The organism is Streptomyces sp. NPDC096193, assembly GCF_040302905.1.
GTDB lineage: Bacteria > Actinomycetota > Actinomycetes > Streptomycetales > Streptomycetaceae > Streptomyces.
The window spans coordinates 1-16,782 of record NZ_JBEOSJ010000051.1 but is presented as its reverse complement, the minus strand read 5'-3'; the positions used below and the strand labels follow the sequence as shown (position 1 = coordinate 16,782).

Sequence of the window (16,782 nt, the reverse complement as noted above, 5' to 3'; positions counted from 1 at the left end):
CGCACGCTCACGAAGCTCAGCAGGGTAGGGGGACGGACGTGCCATGACTCGATCCTCTCAGGGAATCGAGCCTCCATCAGACCCGGAGCGGTTCACTGCTTTGGCGATTGACGTCATTCGATTTGGCTGCATCGCGATCTTCGGAAGATCCGCCAGGACTTGAGTTGTGCCATGCCGCGTTCGACGGGTGCTCGGGAGGTGGCCAGTGCCCGGTTGACCGTCTGCTGTGTCGGGGTCAGCTGCCCGCCGGGTGGGCGTCTGCGCCCGGTGGTGACCCAGGGGCTGGCGCCCGTGTAGGCGCGGTCGGCCAGGACGGGGACGCCCTGGCGTTCGCAGATCCGGATGATCCGGTGGGTGCGTGCCGCGGTCAGGTCATGACACCGGCCCGGCAGGGCCGGTGAGATCCATAGGATCTGGCCGACTGGGTCGGTCACGACCTGCATGTTCACGCCGTGGCGGCGGTGCTTGTGCGAGTAGTCGGCCCGTCCGTCGCCGACTCGGTCGCACTCGGCGAGCGTCCCGTCGAGCAGAACGTACTCCGGACCGGTCTCGCGCAGGACCTTCAGCAGGCCCGGCGCCCGGTCGGCCAGGAGGTCGATCACCGCGGCGGTGTAGGCGTGGGCGGTACCGACCGATATACCGGAGGCCGCGGCGATCTGGGCCAGGGTGTCGTGCTTGCGGAGGTACACCAGAGCGACGAGCGCGCGTTGGTGCGGCGGGAGCTTGCAGCGGCGGTCACCCTCGCGGGTGACGACGAGCATGGTGACCCACTCGACCAGCGCATGAGGCAGGTCGAGTGCGGCAGGATAGGGAACCAACGAGGCACCTGCGCTGATGAGTTGAGACGTCGAACATCTCCCCTCAACGGCACGGGTGCCTCGTGCGTTGTGCCCCTTGCCACCGCCACCCGATCGGTGGCCACTCTGAAAACGCTCAGTCAGACGCGCCGCTACGTCAAGGGCCGTTCGCATCTCTCGAAGGACGCGATGCGCCGGATGGGGAACGCGTTCCTGCCCGCTCCGCAACCGGCGCCTAACCGCGCAACTGAGACTAGAACTGAGACTGGGGACCGGCGCACGGCCCGCTCCCGCGCGCGCCGCCGCATCCGTTAAAAGCAAAAGCCCCAGGTCACGGCGAGTGAGTCCTGGGGCTTCCACAGAGCCGCCTTCGGGATTCGAACCCGAGACCTACGCATTACGAGACCACGGGGGTTCGTGACACCTGGCCCGGCGCCTGCCTCAACTGATCCGCCGTTCCCTCGCACTGAAGGCCGCCGCCAAGCGGCCCACGTTCATGCGGTGGTGCGTCGGCGTCGGCATGGGCTTCCGGCAGGGCGAGACGCTGGGCCTGCGGTGGCCGTACGTCGACCTCGACAACGAGCTTTTCCACCCCCAGTGGCAGCTTCAGCGGCTCACATGGCGCCATGGCTGCCAGGACCCCCACGCCTGCGGTGAACGCCTGCACCGATTCATTTCGTGCACGCTGGACTGCACGACGCACAAGAACTACAAGCGCGGGTGCCCCAAGCCGTGCCCGAAGGGCTGCACAAGGCATGCGAGCGTCTGCCCGGACCGCAAGGGCGGGGGCCTGGTCTTCACTCGCCCGAAGACCAAGAAGAGCAGAAACGCCGTGCCCATCCCGCCGCCGTTCATCCCCTACCTGCGCGAGCACCAGACGCAGCAGGAGGCAATGCGCATCGCGGCCGGAGACGAGTGGCAGGAACACAAGCTGGTCTTCACCCGCCCGGACGGCCGGCCCCTTGACCCCCGCCAGGACTGGGAGGAATTCAAGGAACTCCTCGAAGAAGCGGGAATCGATGACCGCCGCCTCTACGACGGCAGCCGCCACACCGCCGGCACGATCCTGAACGAACTCGGGGTGGACATGCCCACGATCATGGAGATCCTCCGGCACACCCAGATCAGCCAGACCCGCCGGTACGTGAAGGGCAGATCTCACCTCTCCAAGGACGCCATGCGCCGCATGGGAGACGCCTTCATGCCCAGCCAGAAACCCCCAGCCGAGGACACGGACACCCGCGTGGCGCGCGCTCGCCGTGGTCGCCGAATCCGCTGAGCAAGAGGCCCGGTCCCAACTCCAGCATGCCCTGCCGTACATGCACCACGGCAGGGCATGCGGTGAAGCCGCGCGACCACTGCGGCGCAGCTGAAAATGTATAGGGATGGTCGGCAATGCGATCTATGATCGTTGCTCATGGTCGTGTACAGGGACTGGAATCGGGCTGATGCGTCGCCGAAGCGAGCGTCGGAGACGGATGCCGAGTTCCTCGACAGGGTCGCCGGCTCGTTCTGGGACCAGGTTCGGGATGTGATCAACGAGTGGCTGTCGCACTTCCCGGCCCAGGCTCAACCCGGCTTGCGCAGTCGGCTGCTGGACCGAAACTCCGACACCAACGTCTTCTCAGCGCTGTGGGAGTTGTACCTGCACGAGTTGCTGCTCGGTTCTGGATGCACCGTGGAAATCGAGCACCAGATAGGAACGAACGGCAAGAACCCCGACTTCCTGGTCACCCACGGCGGAGATCAATTTGTCGTCGAGGCAATCTGGACGGCCCAGCGCCTGGGTGACGCCGTGGCTACATCACTCCCACCTCAGTTGAGTGATGCCATCGATCGCGTGCCGAGTCCAAACTTCTTCGTTTCCTACACTCTCAACAGCGTCGGGTCGTCAACGCCCCCACAGAGGCGATTGAAGAATGAGCTGACACGGTGGTTGGCGAGTCTGGACCCTGACCAAGTCATCGCCGAGTACGAGCGAAAGATGCCGCTACCCAGGCACACCTGGCTGGAGGCTGGCTGGGGCATCACGTTTGAGGCGATCCCTCGCAGCCCGGGCAGGCGAGGCGATCCGACGAGCAGGACAATCGGCATCCATCCTGCGGCATGGGTCGACGAATCGAACCTCGTGCTCGACGCCGTCAAAAAGAAGGGTCGGAAGTACGGCGACCTAGCGCTGCCGTTCATCGTGGCAGTTGGCCATGCCGCCCCCTTCCCCGAAGATGAGGACACCGAGACCGCGCTGTACGGAACCTCGGTCGAGTACGTCCGCGCTGGCAGATCGACCTTCGGCCGAAAGCTCGACGGCTACTGGACTGCCACCCACGACCACGCGCACAGCATGGTCAACGGCGTGCTCATCGTGGACAACCCAGCGCCCTGGACTTGGACGAAGAACGCCCCCGTCCTCTGGCAAAGCCCGGACCCAAAGTCGCTTCCTGCCCCCATATTCCCTACCTGGGCAACCGCACAGTTGGGCGAGTTTCACGTCGCACACCGGCCCGCGGCTCACCCCGTCCATACCGCCCTCGGTCTGCCCAAAGACTGGCCGACCGGAGACGCCTTCCCTCGGCGTCAACACAGCAACTCAGACTGAACGTCGGCACTGTCTCCTGTGCGTTGCAGCAATCGCCACGCATCACCGGGGCTGCACGAGGAGACGTCTTCATGCCCAGCCAGGAACCCCCACTGAGACCAAGACTGAGACCATGGACAGTGGCGGGGCCCGCACGCGGCGTCATCCCCGCATCCGGTAAAAGCAAAAGCCCCAGGTCACGGCGAGTGAGTCCTGAGGCTTCCACAGAGCCGCCTTCGGGATTCGAACCCGAGACCTACGCATTACGAGACCGCGAGCGATCATGTCGGGTGGTGCCTTGTTGTGCTGTCTCATGACGTTCTTCCTGATCAGAGCATGTGCAGCAGCTTGGCCTGTGCCACCCCGTGCTGCACCGTCCAAAGGCGTCTGTCCACCGGCCGTCCACCGGCGAGGCCACTCGACCGCGCATCCCCGTCAGGCCGCGTGGCTCTCCACGAGGGCCGGGCACGTTGGGCGGGGGCACGAGGGCGACTGTCACTCTTCTACAACGCGCGGCCGCCCAGAAACGCCGCAAGGCCCACTCCGCGAAACGTATTCGGGCCCCGGCGCCATTGGCAGCGGGGACCGAATGCACTGCTACACCACCCACCGGCCCTGATACTGCGCCGGAAGGGCGTACTGCTGATTTCGCGAACCGCTGGTGACCTCTCACAGCGCCACTTCGGCAGTCAGCCCCGTCACCCGTCCTGCGTCTGCACGTCAAGGGCGGACGGCTGCTGGTGGAGTGGGTTCGGTGGTCAATCCGCTCGGCAGAACGTGTCCTTCGTGGGCATCTCGCCCTCGACGAGGTAGCGCGTGGTGGTGTTCAACGCGCAGGAGTTCTTGCCCAGAACGTAGACGCCGTGCCCGCTGTCGTCGACGCTGATCAGCCGGGCGCGGTCGCCGAACTTCTCGCGCAGCATTTTCCCGCCCAGGTGCGGGGTCGACGCGTCCCTGCGGTTTTGCAGAAGCAGTACGTTGCGCGGGCCTTCGGTGTCGACCTCCACGGGCGGTTCGGCGGGGGCGTACGGCCAGAAGGCGCAGGGTGTGATGTTGGCGGTGGCGGCGCCGTACAGCGGGTAGCGCTCACGGTCCTCGGCGACGCCGCGCCGGTAGGTGCTGATGCCCTCGGGCCACTCCACGTCGTTGCAGGTGACGGCAAGGAACACGGTCAGGGCGTTGTCGTTCGGCGACAACGCCCCGTCCGCCGTTTCCTTGGGGGCGGCCGACAGGTCGCGGGCCGCCGCCTCGTCGCCTTCGAGCATCGCCTGCCAGGTCTGTACCAGCTGGGGGTACTGCGTCTGCTTGAACAGGTGGCCGAACGTCAGGAGCCGGAAGAGACTGCCGTCGATCCCCGCGACGGGAGCCTTGTCGAGCCTGTCGGCGATGGCGAGGTAGGACGCCCGGACCTGACTGGGTGTGCGGCCCAGTCCGTAGCTGTCGTGTCGGCGGGCGGCCCACTTCGCGAAGTCCGGCAGGGTCTGTTCCATGCCGAGCGCGTATCGGCGCATGCCGTCTCGGTCGAGGTGGGTGTCTCCGATGTTGCTGTCGAGCACGATCCGGTCGGTGCGCTCGGGGAACATCGAGGCGTAGGCGGCGCCGAGAGCCGTGCCGTAGGAGTAGCCCAGGTAGCTGGTCTTCTCCTCGCCGAGCGCGGCCCGGATCCGGTCCAGGTCGCGGGCGGCGTTCGCGGTGGTGAGGTGACGCAGCCGGCCGCCGTCGTCGTTGTCCGCGCACTGCTTGGCTGCCTGCTCAGCGACCTTGGCCTGTGCGGTGACCGCGGCGGCGTCGACCGCGTAGGGCGGGATGTTGGAGTAGTAGGGGCTGTCTGTGGTGAAGCCGCAGCTGACTGGTGCGGAATGACCGATCCCGCGGGTGTCCATGCCGATAAGGTCGTAGCGGTCGGTTACGCTGCTGGGCAGGCCCTGGGCCACCAGCAGCGCGGACAGCGCCAGCCCGGATCCGCCGGGGCCGCCCGGGTTGAGCATGAGGAGGCCGCGCCTCTTGTCCGGGTCGGCGGCGGCCAGCCGGGAGACGGTGAGGTCGATCTGCTCGCCCTCCGGGTGGGCGTAGTCCAGCGGCACGGGCATGGTGGTGCACTGCAGTACGGTCGGAGCGGCTTCTGCCACGACGTCGTCGGGGCACTGGCCCCACTTCACCTGAGGCGTTTTCGTCTCCTCGGCGGCGGCGGGCAGAGTGGTCATTGACGCGCCCAGGCCGATGGCCGCCAGGAGGGCCAGGCTTCGGCCGACACTGCTTTGTCGTTTCATGTCCAGTCTCCGCATAACGGTGTGTGGGGCGTGGTCGCGACCATCCCACTCCCTGCCCCTGGGGCACGGTCAACCGGTGGCGGGGCGGAACCGACCGGAGTTGACCGTGCCCCAGGGGCAGGGTTTTCAATGGCAGCAGGGCACGATCCTGGAGAGGGGGCTCCTGGTGGCGTGGAGTACCCGTCAACTGGCGGAACTCGCGGGGACGACTGCGAAGGCCGTCCGGCACTACCACGAGATCGGCCTGCTCGACGAGCCGGAACGGGCGTCCAACGGCTACAAGCGGTATGGCGTCAGCCATCTGGTGCGCCTGCTGCGTATCCGCAGACTGACCGACCTCGGCGTGGCCCTCGCGGATGTCCCTTCGGTCGAGAGCGGTGACGAGAAGGCGCGGCAAATCCTCCGGGACCTGGACTCCGAACTCGCGGCGGACATCGAACGCCGGCAGCGGATGCGGCGGGAACTGGCTGCCATCATGGACAACCGGACCGCGCTCGACATGCCCCCTGACCTCAAAACACTTGCGGACGACCTGCCCGAAACGCAGCGGTCCCTGCTGATGGCCTACTCCAGCATCCTCACACCCGAAGCGATGGCCGCCCTCCAAGAACAGCTCTCGGGACCTCGCGGCGACCTCGATGCGGAGTTCGCGGCGCTCGACGAGGACGCTCCCGACGACGTACGGCAGCGGCTGGCCGAGCGAATGGCACCCGAAATCCGCCGGCAGCACCGGGCCCACCCTGCTCTGGCTGACCTGGGGCTGGCCTCGCATCGGGAAAGGGCTGTTGCGGAGTCGGTCGCCGTGCACGCACTGGTCGAGTTCCACAACCGCGCCCACCTCGACGTGCTGCGACGCGTCCACACCATCCTCGTCGAGAACGATGCCTCAGGGAGCGAGAGCGACGGCCAGCAGTGAGGACGGCGCCGGGCAGGCGAGCACCGCATCTGTGTCGTCTGCCCGGCGTCGTAACCACCTACAAAAGAAGGCAGTCAGCAGTGGACCGCGCGGACTACGGTTCGCTGATGTCCAGGCAGTAAAGGCCGTGGCAACGACTCTTTCGTCTACTCGTCACACCATCGGACGCGCACCGGGCCCCACTCACCGAGTCACGAAACGGCCTGAGAGGAGCGGTCACCGTGGGGTATCCCCATCGGACAGGAGCCCGTCGAGCCGCTTCATGACGTCCACCTGGGCCGGATTGTAGAGATCGCTGATGGCTTTGGCGATGGTGCGGGCGGTGTGCTGCCGGCCGCGCGGGGCGTCTGAGGCGAGGTCGCCGAGCCCGGGATGGCGGGCCCGGAGACCTCGGACGTAAGGCACGAGACGCTCGGCGAGGCTCTGGCGGGTCAGTTCGTCTGCATCGGCGGGAATTTCGTTGAGTTCGCGTGCCACCGGCTGCGGCTCCTGATGGAGCAAGTCGGCATAGGCGTCCATCCCACTGGGTCCGAGGACCGTGCCGAGGACGGTGACGAATGAGCGGTCCGCGTCAGGAAGCTCGGCGGTCTTGTCCACGGAGGCGAAGCGGAGGGGAAGATCGCTCGCAGCGCGTCCGCGCAGGAGGGCGCCCACCTCCGCACGGGCGTGTAACAGGCGTTCGATGGTGGCGGCCAGCTCAGCGTCGAGAGCCCGCAGATCACGCGGATCGGGGTCCGAATCCGGATGGTCGTCCATGTCTGCGATCTGGGAGAGGGAGAAGCCCAGAGCGGTGAGGCGCTTGATCCGGAGAAGCCGGACGAGGTGACTGACGCCGTACTGCTTGTATCCGTTGGAGCGGCGCTCCGGCTCATCGAGCAGACCGATGTCGTGGTAATGCCGTACGGCCCTGAGGCTGACGCCGGCCAGCTCCGCCATCTCCCGGGTGCTCCATGCCATGATCGAAATCTCCCCCACCGTCCGGTGCTGCCGACGCGGTCACGTCGTGAGCCCCATTGAAAACCATGACGCAACGGCGGCCCGGCACAGGGGAGAACGTGAGAGGGTGCGGTCCGGGCGAGCCGATGCTCACTCCCGCACGCGCGCCGACAGCTCGCACGCCCAGCTTCGCCGCTACATCCTCAGCGATCATCTCCGCAGCGGCCTTGAGGGCACCTCCTTCGCCCCGGCGATCCCCGAGGGCAAGCCTCTGCCGCGACTGCTGGCCGATGCCGCCGCGTTCACCGACGGCTGCGCCAAGCACCAGAACAAGAAGTTACTGGCCAGCCTTTCCACCGACAACGTGGCCCGCGACATCGAACAGGTCCGCGCCGCGCTCGGCGAGGACAGGATCATGTACTACGGCTTGTCCTACGGCACCGTGGTCGGCCTGCTGTACGCCACCCTTTTCCTTCACCGCGTCCGCCGGATGGTGCTCGACGCGCCCGTCGACACCAACCAGTGGTTCGGTAACTCCCTGCCCTCCAGAACGATGTCGCCGTGGCCAGCGAACGGACCTTCAACGCCTGGTTCAAGACCTGCCGCGCCGAAGGGACCGCAGTGTGCCAAGGGGGATGCCACCCCGGGCGGCGAGCTCGACGGCGCCATGGCCCTGGAGACCACCCGAGCCCTGGCTGGCGACCAGAGCACCTGGCCCTTGCTGACCTCGGCGCCGCTGACCGCACAGAGGCCGAGAGCATGACCCGGACCCTGGACTCCGCGGTCCTGCTCACGCGTGAAGGAGTCGGACACGGCTCCTACGGCATCAACTCGTGTGTCAGCAGCGCAGTTGACGCCGCCCTCATCCGCGGCACCCACCCCGCCGACGGCACGGTGTGCAAAACGGACACGCCCGCAACCACTCGCCCGCAATTCCCGCCAGGCTCGGTTAACTGAAGCGCCGCAAAAGCGGGCAGAGAATAAGTCCACCGCTCACAACCGAGGCGGTCTCGGCGATGTGATCCGCGGTTGACGGCGCAGGTCGAAAAGGAAAAAGAAAAACCCGCGCCTTGCCCTCGTCGCCACTCCGCTCACAGCTCACCACCGCCTGGCCAGTTCAGGGGGGAGATCGCCCCGTCACCGGCGACTCCGGGTGCACCAACGGTCTCTCCCACGGGTGCTACCGCACGTCCAGCACACCTTTCGCTGGCGTCAACTCCAGTCTCCGCACCACCGCGACCCCCGGCCCACGCCGGCTCGGGGGACCGGCCCAGCAGGACGACCAGGATCCACCGGGAGGCCGACGCGAGAACGGTCAGAGCTGCGCGCACTGGGCTTCCCGCACGTCCTGTCCGGACGGCCCCCAGGCGCCAGGCAGACGCCGGTCACGCCTCTGTCACGACGGTGGTCTCGGCGCGCACCGTGCAACAGGTCCCGAAATATCCATTCTCCAAGGCGCACAGAACTATGCCGTAACGTCACCAGTTTCACGGCTCGAACCGGAGGTAGGAGACCCGCTGGAACGCAAACCAGCGACGAGAGCGCAGCGGTTACGCCCGGACAGATGGACGAACTCTCAATTCGCTCCATCTAACCCTTGACAGGAATTGAAGGAAGGGAGGGTGAGATCGCTGAGCCCTTCCACTGCGCGCATTCCACTCCCTTATCGGCGATAGTAATTCTTGCTCACTTCGGCTACACACTGGGGGAGTTACGATGCCCACGACTCTCGCTCAGAAGCTGTACATGCTCTGCTACACCGTCAAGAAGGAGAAGTTCCAGCTCGACAACATTCAGGGGCGCGGCCAGCTGCTGCGGGCCGGAGCGATGACCGAGTTGGCCCGCGGGGGTCTGCTGGACGCGACCGGAGGGAAGGTTCGATGGCTCCCCGGCAGTCCGCCGAACGATCCGTTCACGGCCTCGGTCTGGTCCGACCTGCCCGAGGACAAGCCCAAGGGCTGGCTCAAGTTCCTGCACAACAAGGCGCACACAGCCGAAACCCCGGTCCGCGACCAGCTGCTCGCCTCCGGGGATGTCGCCATCGAACGGAAGAAGAGGCTGGGGGTCGTGTCCACCAAGAGGGTCACCGTGGTGCACCCGGACCTGGTGCGCGCCCTGCAGGACCGGGTGCGCGCGACCGTTCTCGACGGTACTCCCGCCGAGGACCTGACGGACGAACTGGCCATGGCAGTCCTGGCGGTCGAGCTGGAGCTCACCTCGGTGTGGAGCAAGGAAGACCGCCGCACCCACAAGTCCGCCCTCAGGACGCAAGCGGCGCGCTTCGACGCGTTCGTCCCCGGACTGCGCAAGGCGCTGCGCGACTCCTATCTCGCGAGCCGGGCCGTGGGAGGCGGCTGGAGCGCCTGAACCGCAGTAGGACCGCGACGAGAAATCCCCGAGAGACGCTGCAACCGCAGCCCGTGACCAGGAGTGATCTATGACCCAACTAGAAGGCAAGCACGCCCCCTCCCCAACTCACGACCGGCGCGACACAAGCACGCCGTCCCCCGTCCCGGGTTCGCCCATGCTCGAGTCCATGGGCGGCACAGCCGGCTTCGTCTACTCGACCGTCCCGGTCGTGGTGTTCGTGATCGCACTCGCCTTGCTGTCGACGAAGGCAGCCGTGATCGCGGCGGTGGCAACCGGCGTGGTGCTCACCGTGGCCCGGCTGGTGCGCGGGGAACGTCTTCTCGCCGCCTCGGGCAGCCTGACCGGCGTTCTGGTCGCGGCAGGCATCGTCGCGCTCACCGGTTCCGCCAAGGACTTCTTCCTGCTGGGTATCTGGGTGGCCTTCGCAGGTTTCCTCGCCACCTTCGGTTCGGTCCTCTTTCGTCGCCCCCTGACCGGCGTGGCGTGGAACCTCCTGCACGGGGGCGCGCACGCCTGGCGCGTGGACCGTCAGGTTCTGCGGGCACACGACATAGCCACACTCGCAGTGGCGAGCGTCCTCGGAGCCCGGTTCGTGGTGAAGCAGTGGCTCTACGTGCACGACGCCACCGGCTGGCTCGCCTTCGCGAAGATCGCCATGGGCACCCCCCTCACCGTGGTAGCCGCGCTGGTCGTCGCCTGGGCCTTCCGCAAGACGTCGAAGCACCTGGTGGAGAGCCCGCCGGCCGAGACGATCACTCAGGAGCAGTCCGAACTCCCGCCTCGCCGGGGCGCGTCCACTTAGCGATTCCGTCACATCAGCGGAGAAGGGATCCTTCCATGTCGATCAGCCCCACGCACGCAGAGACAGCGAGGGAACTCGGAGCTTTCGAGCGGACCATCGATCTCTATATGCGCCGAAACCCTGTCCAGTTCTCCCTGGTCGCCGAAATCGACCGTAAGGTCTCCGAGCAGACGCTGACGAGGGCACTGCAGAAGGTGCAGGCACAGCGCCCGCTGCTCCGCGTCTCGGTCGACCGCCGAGCCCACCAGGCCCGGTACCGCTGGGCAGATGCCCCGATCAGCATCGAAACAGCCACCGACGGAACGCCCTGGCAGGCGGTTGTGGCTGGTGAGCAGACGCGCCCCATCGCGCCGGAGCCCGGCCCTCTGGTGCGGACCGTACTGATTCCCGCGGAGACCGGCAGCGTCATCGTGCTGACCTTCGCTCACCAGATCACTGACGGCACCGGCGGTATGCGGGTGGTGGCGGACCTCGTCGCCGCCCTCGACGGCGATGAGGAGGGCGGCCGGCTGGCCCCGGGGCAGGATGTGCCGCCCTCCCAGGAGGCCCTCCTGCAGGCTCTCGACGCGGCATCGCCTCCCGTAGGGCCGCCCCAGGACGAGCTGATGAACGCGCCCGGCGAGCTGACCCGGTTCTCGGGACGGGCACCGCACGTCTCTGCCTTGGCCCTGCAACGCGGTCCGACCGCACGGCTCGTGACCCGCTGCCGCACGGAGGGCGTTTCCGTGCACGCCGCACTGTGCGCTGCCGCAAGCACCGTCTTCCACCGCGCGGGCCGCACCCGGGTGAGGGTGCTCAGCCCGATCGACCTGCGCCGAGCCGCAGGTCTACCCGACGCCGTCGCCAACCGGTTCGCCGGAGCGCGGACAATCAGCGAGGCATCCCAGGCCGAAGATTTCTGGAAACTGGCCCAGCACCATCACCAGGCCCTGGAATACCAGCGCGCACCGCAGGTACTCAAGGCCGGTTCAGAGGCGCTGGCCCAGCAGCCGCCCGCCACACCCGAAGAGGCCGAGGCGATGATGACCGTTGTCACCGCCGCCGACATCCAGATCACCAATCTCGGGGTGGTCGAGGCACGGGCACACGGCCGCGCCCGTCTCACCGCTCTGTGGGGGCCGGCGCAGACCACCCAACTGGCCGGTGAACACGTCCTGGGTGTCGCTACCTACGGGGGGCGCCTACGCATGACGGAGCTGACCCACGACCCCGTGGCCGTTCTGCTGCCCGACATGGCCACCGTCCTCGCCCAGCAGTGCACCGAACTCGACGCGCCCTCCTCCTGATGCGTTCAGGGCACCGAGCACCGTCCCCTACACACCGCCGCCCGTCCGGCGGTTCGGAACGCCCGGAACGCCCTCGCCGAACCGGCAGAGCGCTACGGAACCGACCCTGCCATCGCATCCACACTGCGCCCTCGACAGCCGCACCCGATGAGTGACACACAGGAGTGATCATGCAGTCCCCTACCGACGCTGATGCCCACGAAACAGTCAGCACCGCCTTCCTGGCTGAGCTGAAGTCCCACATTCCTGCAGGCCGTGTGCTTACGAGCGGACCGGAATACACACGAGCCGTGACGCTGTTCAACGCGGCGGTCGATGTCCGCCCTTCGGTCGTCGTGCGGTGCGCGAGCACCGCTGACGTGCAGGCCGGAGTACGCGCTTCTCGCAACCACGGAGTGCCGCTCTCCGTGCGTGGCGGGGGTCACGACTTCTGGGGCCGGGCGTTCCGCCCCGGGGGACTGGTTCTCGACCTGACCGACATGAGGGACGTGCAGGTCGACGTCAACCACCTTTACGCGACGGTGGGTGGCGGGGCGCTCTCGTCCGACGTCGTCTCGGCCGGCGAGCGGGCGGGCCTGACCGCCGTCACCGGAACGGCGGGCTCCGTCGGCATGGTCGGCCTCACGCTCGGCGGCGGGTACGGTCCCCTCCTGGGCCAGTTCGGCCTAGCAGCCGACAACCTGCTCGGCGCCGAAGTCGTCCTGGCCGACGGTTCACGGGTGAACACCGACGCGGAACATCATCCCGACCTCTTCTGGGCGTTGCGCGGCGGCGGCGGCAACTTCGGTGTCGTGACCTCGGCACGGATCCGTCTGCACCCCGTACCGACCGTGGTCTCGGGAACCATCCTGTACCCGATCGACCACAGCGCCGGCATCCTGGCTGACCTCGGCGGGATCCTTCAGGACAGTCCCGACGAGCTGACGGTGGACGCGGGGTTCCTTCCGGGCCCGGACGGCAAGCCGACGGTGTACGTCGCGCCGACCTGGTCGGGGGATCCGGAGGTGGGGAACGCCAAGAACGGGCCGGTACGCACCCTGGCCAGACTCGGTACACCCGTGCTCGCCGAGGTCGGACCGGTCGCCCGTTCCACGACGCTGGCCGCGACGGACGCCATGTTCCCACCCGGGCGCATGGGCGCGATCCGCACACGGACCGTCCAGAGCGTCACGGGCTCCATCGCGACCGTCCTGGACCGAGCCGCCCAGGAGTTCACCTCACCGTTCTCCGCGATCGTGTGGCACCAGTTCCACGGTGCAGCCACCCGCCCGCCTCTCGGCTCCACAGCTTTCGGCCGACGTGAACCGCACCTCATGGTCGAGCTGATCTCCATGTGGGAGAACGGCGAAGGCAAGGAACACACAGGCAGTGGCGACGGCAAGTCCTCGCACCTGCGCTGGCTGGAAGAGACTCACACAGCCCTCGAACCGTTCTCCCTGCCGGGCGGCTACGTGAACTTCCTGGGGCCGGAAACTCCCGACCAGATAGCGAACTCCTACGGGTCGAACACCGAACGCCTGCTCGCCGTGAAGTCCGCAGTCGACCCGGACTCCGTCTTCACCGCAACACCGCTCCCCACGGAGACCACCGGCGCCGGATCCCCGCGCGTGTGAGGCGAAAGAGACATCGGCCCCCTGGTCGACGGCAGCGACCCATCACCCCGTCTCCTGCTGATCAACGCCGGAGCCTGCCGGCGCCCCGCCCCGGGCGTCGGCACGCGCACAGCGGCCGCATGCCCTTCCAGGGCTGTGCGCGGCGCACGGCCGGAGCACGACAGCCGCCGCGAGCAGAACAGACGTGTCGGAATGGGCGCGTTGCTCGACCAAGCGCCTCTCAGCAGGCATCCGAAGCCTCCCGAACTTCAACCTGCTGCCTCGCATCAAGCGGATCAACAAGCGGCCGGCGGGCGGCGAGCCGGACGCCTACCCGAAGTTGACGCCGGCGCTGTCCCGCCCCATCCGCTGGGAACTCATCGCCCAGCAGTACGGCCAGATGTTCAAGCACGCCACCGCGGTCCGGACCCGGACGGCCTCCACCGAGGCGATCCTCCGCCGCTTCACCCGCAACGCCTCCCACCTTCAGCGGGAGATTGAGGAGGGCCTGAACGTGATGGAGTCCTCCAACGGCGCGAACTCTGTGATCGCCTACGGCAAGGGCGGGGAGATCGCCTCGAACCGGCGCGACGAGCAGGAGATGTTCGTGCTGTGCCTGCGGATTCTGCAATCGGCCCTGGTGTACGTGAACACCCTGATGCTCCAGGACGTCCTCGGCGAACCGGAGTGGGCGGACCTCCTCACACCCGCCGACCGGCGCGGTCTGACCCCGCTGTTCTGGTCGCACGTCCGGCGCGGCCCGCGGCATGCCGGAAATCACCGAGCACTCGCTCAAGAACCTGGAGTCCGGACGCAAGACGAGCGTCAGCGTGGCGGACGTCGTCATGCTTGCCGACGTACTGGACGTCCCGCCGGTCACCCTGCTGTTCCCGCTCGGTTCTTCGGCGGCGGTCGAGGTACTGCCGGGCCGCGAGCTGTCCACCTGGGACGCGGTCGCGTGGTTCACCGGTGAGACACCTCTGGATGATGCGGCCCCCGAGGGCTCGCCCCGGGACGTGCTCGACAGCTTCCGACACCATGGCGACCTCGTTGCCGCGTCGATGTCCTCGTACGACTTGGCGCAGGAGCGGCGACGAGTAGCCAGCACCACTCTGGACCGCAGTCGCCGAACCACGCTTCTTGAGCGGGCCGAGGGATACGAGGCACACGCCTTCGAGGACGCCCAAGAGCTGCGCGCGTACCGAGAGCGGATGCGCCAGCGCGGCCTCACCCCTCCGGCCCTTCCTGACCGACTCGCCTTTGTCGACGAGCCCGACATACACCCCGAGGCCGAGGAGCGTGAATGAAGAACGGCACCATCACGCGACGGTGCCGGTGCACTGACCCCGAGACCGGCAAGGACCTCGGGGCGTCGTGCCCGAAGCTCCAGTCGCGACGGCACGGGACCTTCGGAGTGTTCCAGGAGCTGGACCCCGCCCAGGACGGCCGACGACGGCGGTTCCGTCGTGGCGGCTTCGAGACCTCCACCAAGGCCCAGGATGAGCTGGGCAAGGTCCGCGCCCTCATGGCGATTCCCGAAGAGGACGACGCCTGGGGCAGGACGCAGATCAGCGACCTGCTGGAGGACTGCGTCAAGGAGAAGACCCCTCTGCCGGACTACGACGAGACCCGTCGCCGGTTCCAGACGGGTCAGTCGCTCAACTCGAAGACCACCGTCGGGGAGTGGCTCGACACCTGGCTGGCCGGGCGGAAACGTCTGCGCCGTGGCGGCGCGTCGCGCTACGAATGCGACATCCGCGTCCACCTCAAGCCGCACCTCGGGCACCTTCGCCTCGACAAGCTCCGAGTCCACCACATCGACAAGATGTTCGACGCCATCAACGAGCGGAACATCGAGATCCAGGAGCAGAATGCCCAGCGACGCGCGGTCGCCGACGAGCTGAAGGCCACCCCGAACAAGGGAGCCGAGAACCGGGCGCGCCGGAAGTGGTTCCGCGCACAGCTCGACGCGATGCCGCCGTTCCGTCGAGTCACCGGGCTGAACACCCAGCCCCACATCCGCGACACGCTCCGGGCCGCGCTCAACGTCGCCATCGCTCAGCAGGTCATGCCCGCCTTCAACCCGGCCGCTCACGTCGAGCTGCTGCCTGGTACCAAGCCGAAGGCCCTCGTCTGGACCGAGGAGCGCATCGCTCGCTGGCAGGAGACCGGCAAGCGGCCGTCGCCGGTCATGGTCTGGACCCCGGAGCAGACCGCCGTCTTCCTCGACTTCGTCGCGGGAGACCGGCTGTACTTGCTCTGGCGACTCATTGAGCGTTTTCAGCGCTGCCTCTCCAGGGTGAGGACTGCTTTGGCGATTGACGTCATTCGATTCGGGCTGCATCGCGATCTTCGGAAGATCCGCCAGGACTTGAGTTGTGCCATGCCGCGTTCGACGGGTGCTCGGGAGGTGGCCAGTGCCCGGTTGACCGTCTGCTGTGTCGGGGTCAGCTGCCCGCCGGGTGGGCGTCTGCGCCCGGTGGTGACCCAGGGGCTGGCGCCCGTGTAGGCGCGGTCGGCCAGGACGGGGACGCCCTGGCGTTCGCAGATCCGGATGATCCGGTGGGTGCGTGCCGCGGTCAGGTCATGACACCGGCCCGGCAGGGCCGGTGAGATCCATAGGATCTGGCCGACTGGGTCGGTCACGACCTGCATGTTCACGCCGTGGCGGCGGTGCTTGTGCGAGTAGTCGGCCCGTCCGTCGCCGACTCGGTCGCACTCGGCGAGCGTCCCGTCGAGCAGAACGTACTCCGGACCGGTCTCGCGCAGGACCTTCAGCAGGCCCGGCGCCCGGTCGGCCAGGAGGTCGATCACCGCGGCGGTGTAGGCGTGGGCGGTACCGACCGATATACCGGAGGCCGCGGCGATCTGGGCCAGGGTGTCGTGCTTGCGGAGGTACACCAGAGCGACGAGCGCGCGTTGGTGCGGCGGGAGCTTGCAGCGGCGGTCACCCTCGCGGGTGACGACGAGCATGGTGACCCACTCGACCAGCGCATGAGGCAGGTCGAGTGCGGCAGGATAGGGAACCAACGAGGCACCTGCGCTGATGAGTTGAGACGTCGAACATCTCCCCTCAACGGCACGGGTGCCTCGTGCGTTGTGCCCCTTGCCACCGCCACCCGATCGGTGGCCACTCTGAAAACGCTCAGTGAACCTCTTTCATCCTGAATACGTGCAGGTCATGAGGGTGTGGATGGCCTGGACGATGGTGCCGATGCGACGAGTGGAGCATCTGGCC

The 16,782-nt window shown here is 67.5% G+C and carries 12 protein-coding genes and 5 pseudogenes; 13 read left to right on the top strand and 4 right to left on the bottom strand.

The features are described 5' to 3' along the window. Positions 1-57 precede the first annotated feature (57 nt). A pseudogene (locus tag ABTX78_RS35545) lies at positions 58-818 on the bottom strand (transposase). A 114-nt stretch (positions 819-932) separates the two neighbouring features. Here ABTX78_RS35545 and ABTX78_RS35540 point away from each other — a divergent pair. The 3 genes and pseudogenes from ABTX78_RS35540 to ABTX78_RS35530 form a co-directional block, all read left to right on the top strand. Next, positions 933-1,112 (top strand): annotated as a pseudogene (locus ABTX78_RS35540) (tyrosine-type recombinase/integrase); the annotation flags it as partial. A 151-nt stretch (positions 1,113-1,263) separates the two neighbouring features. Beyond that, positions 1,264-2,076: pseudogene (locus ABTX78_RS35535) on the top strand (site-specific integrase); the annotation flags it as partial. A gap of 138 nt (positions 2,077-2,214) precedes the next feature. Further along, complete coding sequence (locus ABTX78_RS35530; protein ID WP_352210889.1) at positions 2,215-3,393, top strand: hypothetical protein; 1,179 nt, start codon at positions 2,215-2,217, stop codon at positions 3,391-3,393. 737 nt (positions 3,394-4,130) lie between these two features. Here the strand turns inward: ABTX78_RS35530 and ABTX78_RS35525 are convergent. Then, entirely contained in the window at positions 4,131-5,642 is a 1,512-nt protein-coding gene (locus tag ABTX78_RS35525; protein WP_352210888.1) for an alpha/beta hydrolase, read from the bottom strand. A 106-nt stretch (positions 5,643-5,748) separates the two neighbouring features. On the opposite strand from ABTX78_RS35525, the gene ABTX78_RS35520 reads away from it, so the two are divergent. Then, a complete protein-coding gene (locus ABTX78_RS35520; protein WP_352210887.1) occupies positions 5,749-6,558 on the top strand; it encodes a helix-turn-helix domain-containing protein in 810 nt (269 codons plus the stop codon). Positions 6,559-6,774: 216 nt separating this feature from the next. Here the strand turns inward: ABTX78_RS35520 and ABTX78_RS35515 are convergent, their stop codons facing one another. After that, a complete protein-coding gene (locus ABTX78_RS35515; RefSeq protein WP_502994064.1) occupies positions 6,775-7,494 on the bottom strand; it encodes a MerR family transcriptional regulator in 720 nt (239 codons plus the stop codon). A gap of 19 nt (positions 7,495-7,513) precedes the next feature. Between ABTX78_RS35515 and ABTX78_RS35510 the strand changes: the two genes are divergently transcribed. From ABTX78_RS35510 to ABTX78_RS35470, 9 genes and pseudogenes are all read left to right on the top strand, one after another. Next, the gene (locus ABTX78_RS35510) at positions 7,514-8,257 is read left to right on the top strand and encodes an alpha/beta fold hydrolase (RefSeq protein WP_352210885.1); all 744 of its coding nucleotides are present in this window, start codon (positions 7,514-7,516) and stop codon (positions 8,255-8,257) included. Beyond that, positions 8,254-8,451 (top strand): alpha/beta hydrolase, encoded by a 198-nt coding sequence (locus ABTX78_RS35505; RefSeq protein WP_352210884.1) that lies wholly within the window; start codon positions 8,254-8,256, stop codon positions 8,449-8,451. The genes ABTX78_RS35510 and ABTX78_RS35505 overlap by 4 nt, the downstream gene beginning before the upstream one ends. Before the next feature lie 759 nt (positions 8,452-9,210). After that, positions 9,211-9,861 carry a GOLPH3/VPS74 family protein gene (locus tag ABTX78_RS35500; RefSeq protein ID WP_352210883.1) on the top strand — a complete coding sequence of 217 codons (651 nt, stop codon included), beginning with the start codon at positions 9,211-9,213 and terminating at the stop codon, positions 9,859-9,861. A gap of 169 nt (positions 9,862-10,030) precedes the next feature. Further along, positions 10,031-10,666 (top strand): DUF3159 domain-containing protein, encoded by a 636-nt coding sequence (locus ABTX78_RS35495; RefSeq protein WP_352210882.1) that lies wholly within the window; start codon positions 10,031-10,033, stop codon positions 10,664-10,666. Positions 10,667-10,701: 35 nt separating this feature from the next. Further along, entirely contained in the window at positions 10,702-11,952 is a 1,251-nt protein-coding gene (locus ABTX78_RS35490; RefSeq protein WP_352210881.1) for a phthiocerol/phthiodiolone dimycocerosyl transferase family protein, read from the top strand. 170 nt (positions 11,953-12,122) lie between these two features. Beyond that, positions 12,123-13,565, top strand: coding sequence for an FAD-binding oxidoreductase (locus ABTX78_RS35485; RefSeq protein ID WP_352210880.1), 1,443 nt, complete (start codon positions 12,123-12,125; stop codon positions 13,563-13,565). Between the two features lie 238 nt (positions 13,566-13,803). Then, a pseudogene (locus ABTX78_RS35480) lies at positions 13,804-14,238 on the top strand (Tn3 family transposase); the annotation flags it as partial. Between the two features lie 73 nt (positions 14,239-14,311). Next, positions 14,312-14,851: an XRE family transcriptional regulator gene (locus ABTX78_RS35475; RefSeq protein WP_352210890.1), complete on the top strand. Its 540-nt coding sequence runs from the start codon at positions 14,312-14,314 to the stop codon at positions 14,849-14,851. Continuing rightward, positions 14,848-15,816: pseudogene (locus tag ABTX78_RS35470) on the top strand (tyrosine-type recombinase/integrase); the annotation flags it as partial. The gene ABTX78_RS35475 and the pseudogene ABTX78_RS35470, both read left to right, overlap by 4 nt. A gap of 8 nt (positions 15,817-15,824) precedes the next feature. Here the strand turns inward: ABTX78_RS35470 and ABTX78_RS35465 are convergent. After that, entirely contained in the window at positions 15,825-16,574 is a 750-nt protein-coding gene (locus tag ABTX78_RS35465; RefSeq protein WP_352210879.1) for a transposase family protein, read from the bottom strand. Positions 16,575-16,782 lie beyond the last annotated feature (208 nt).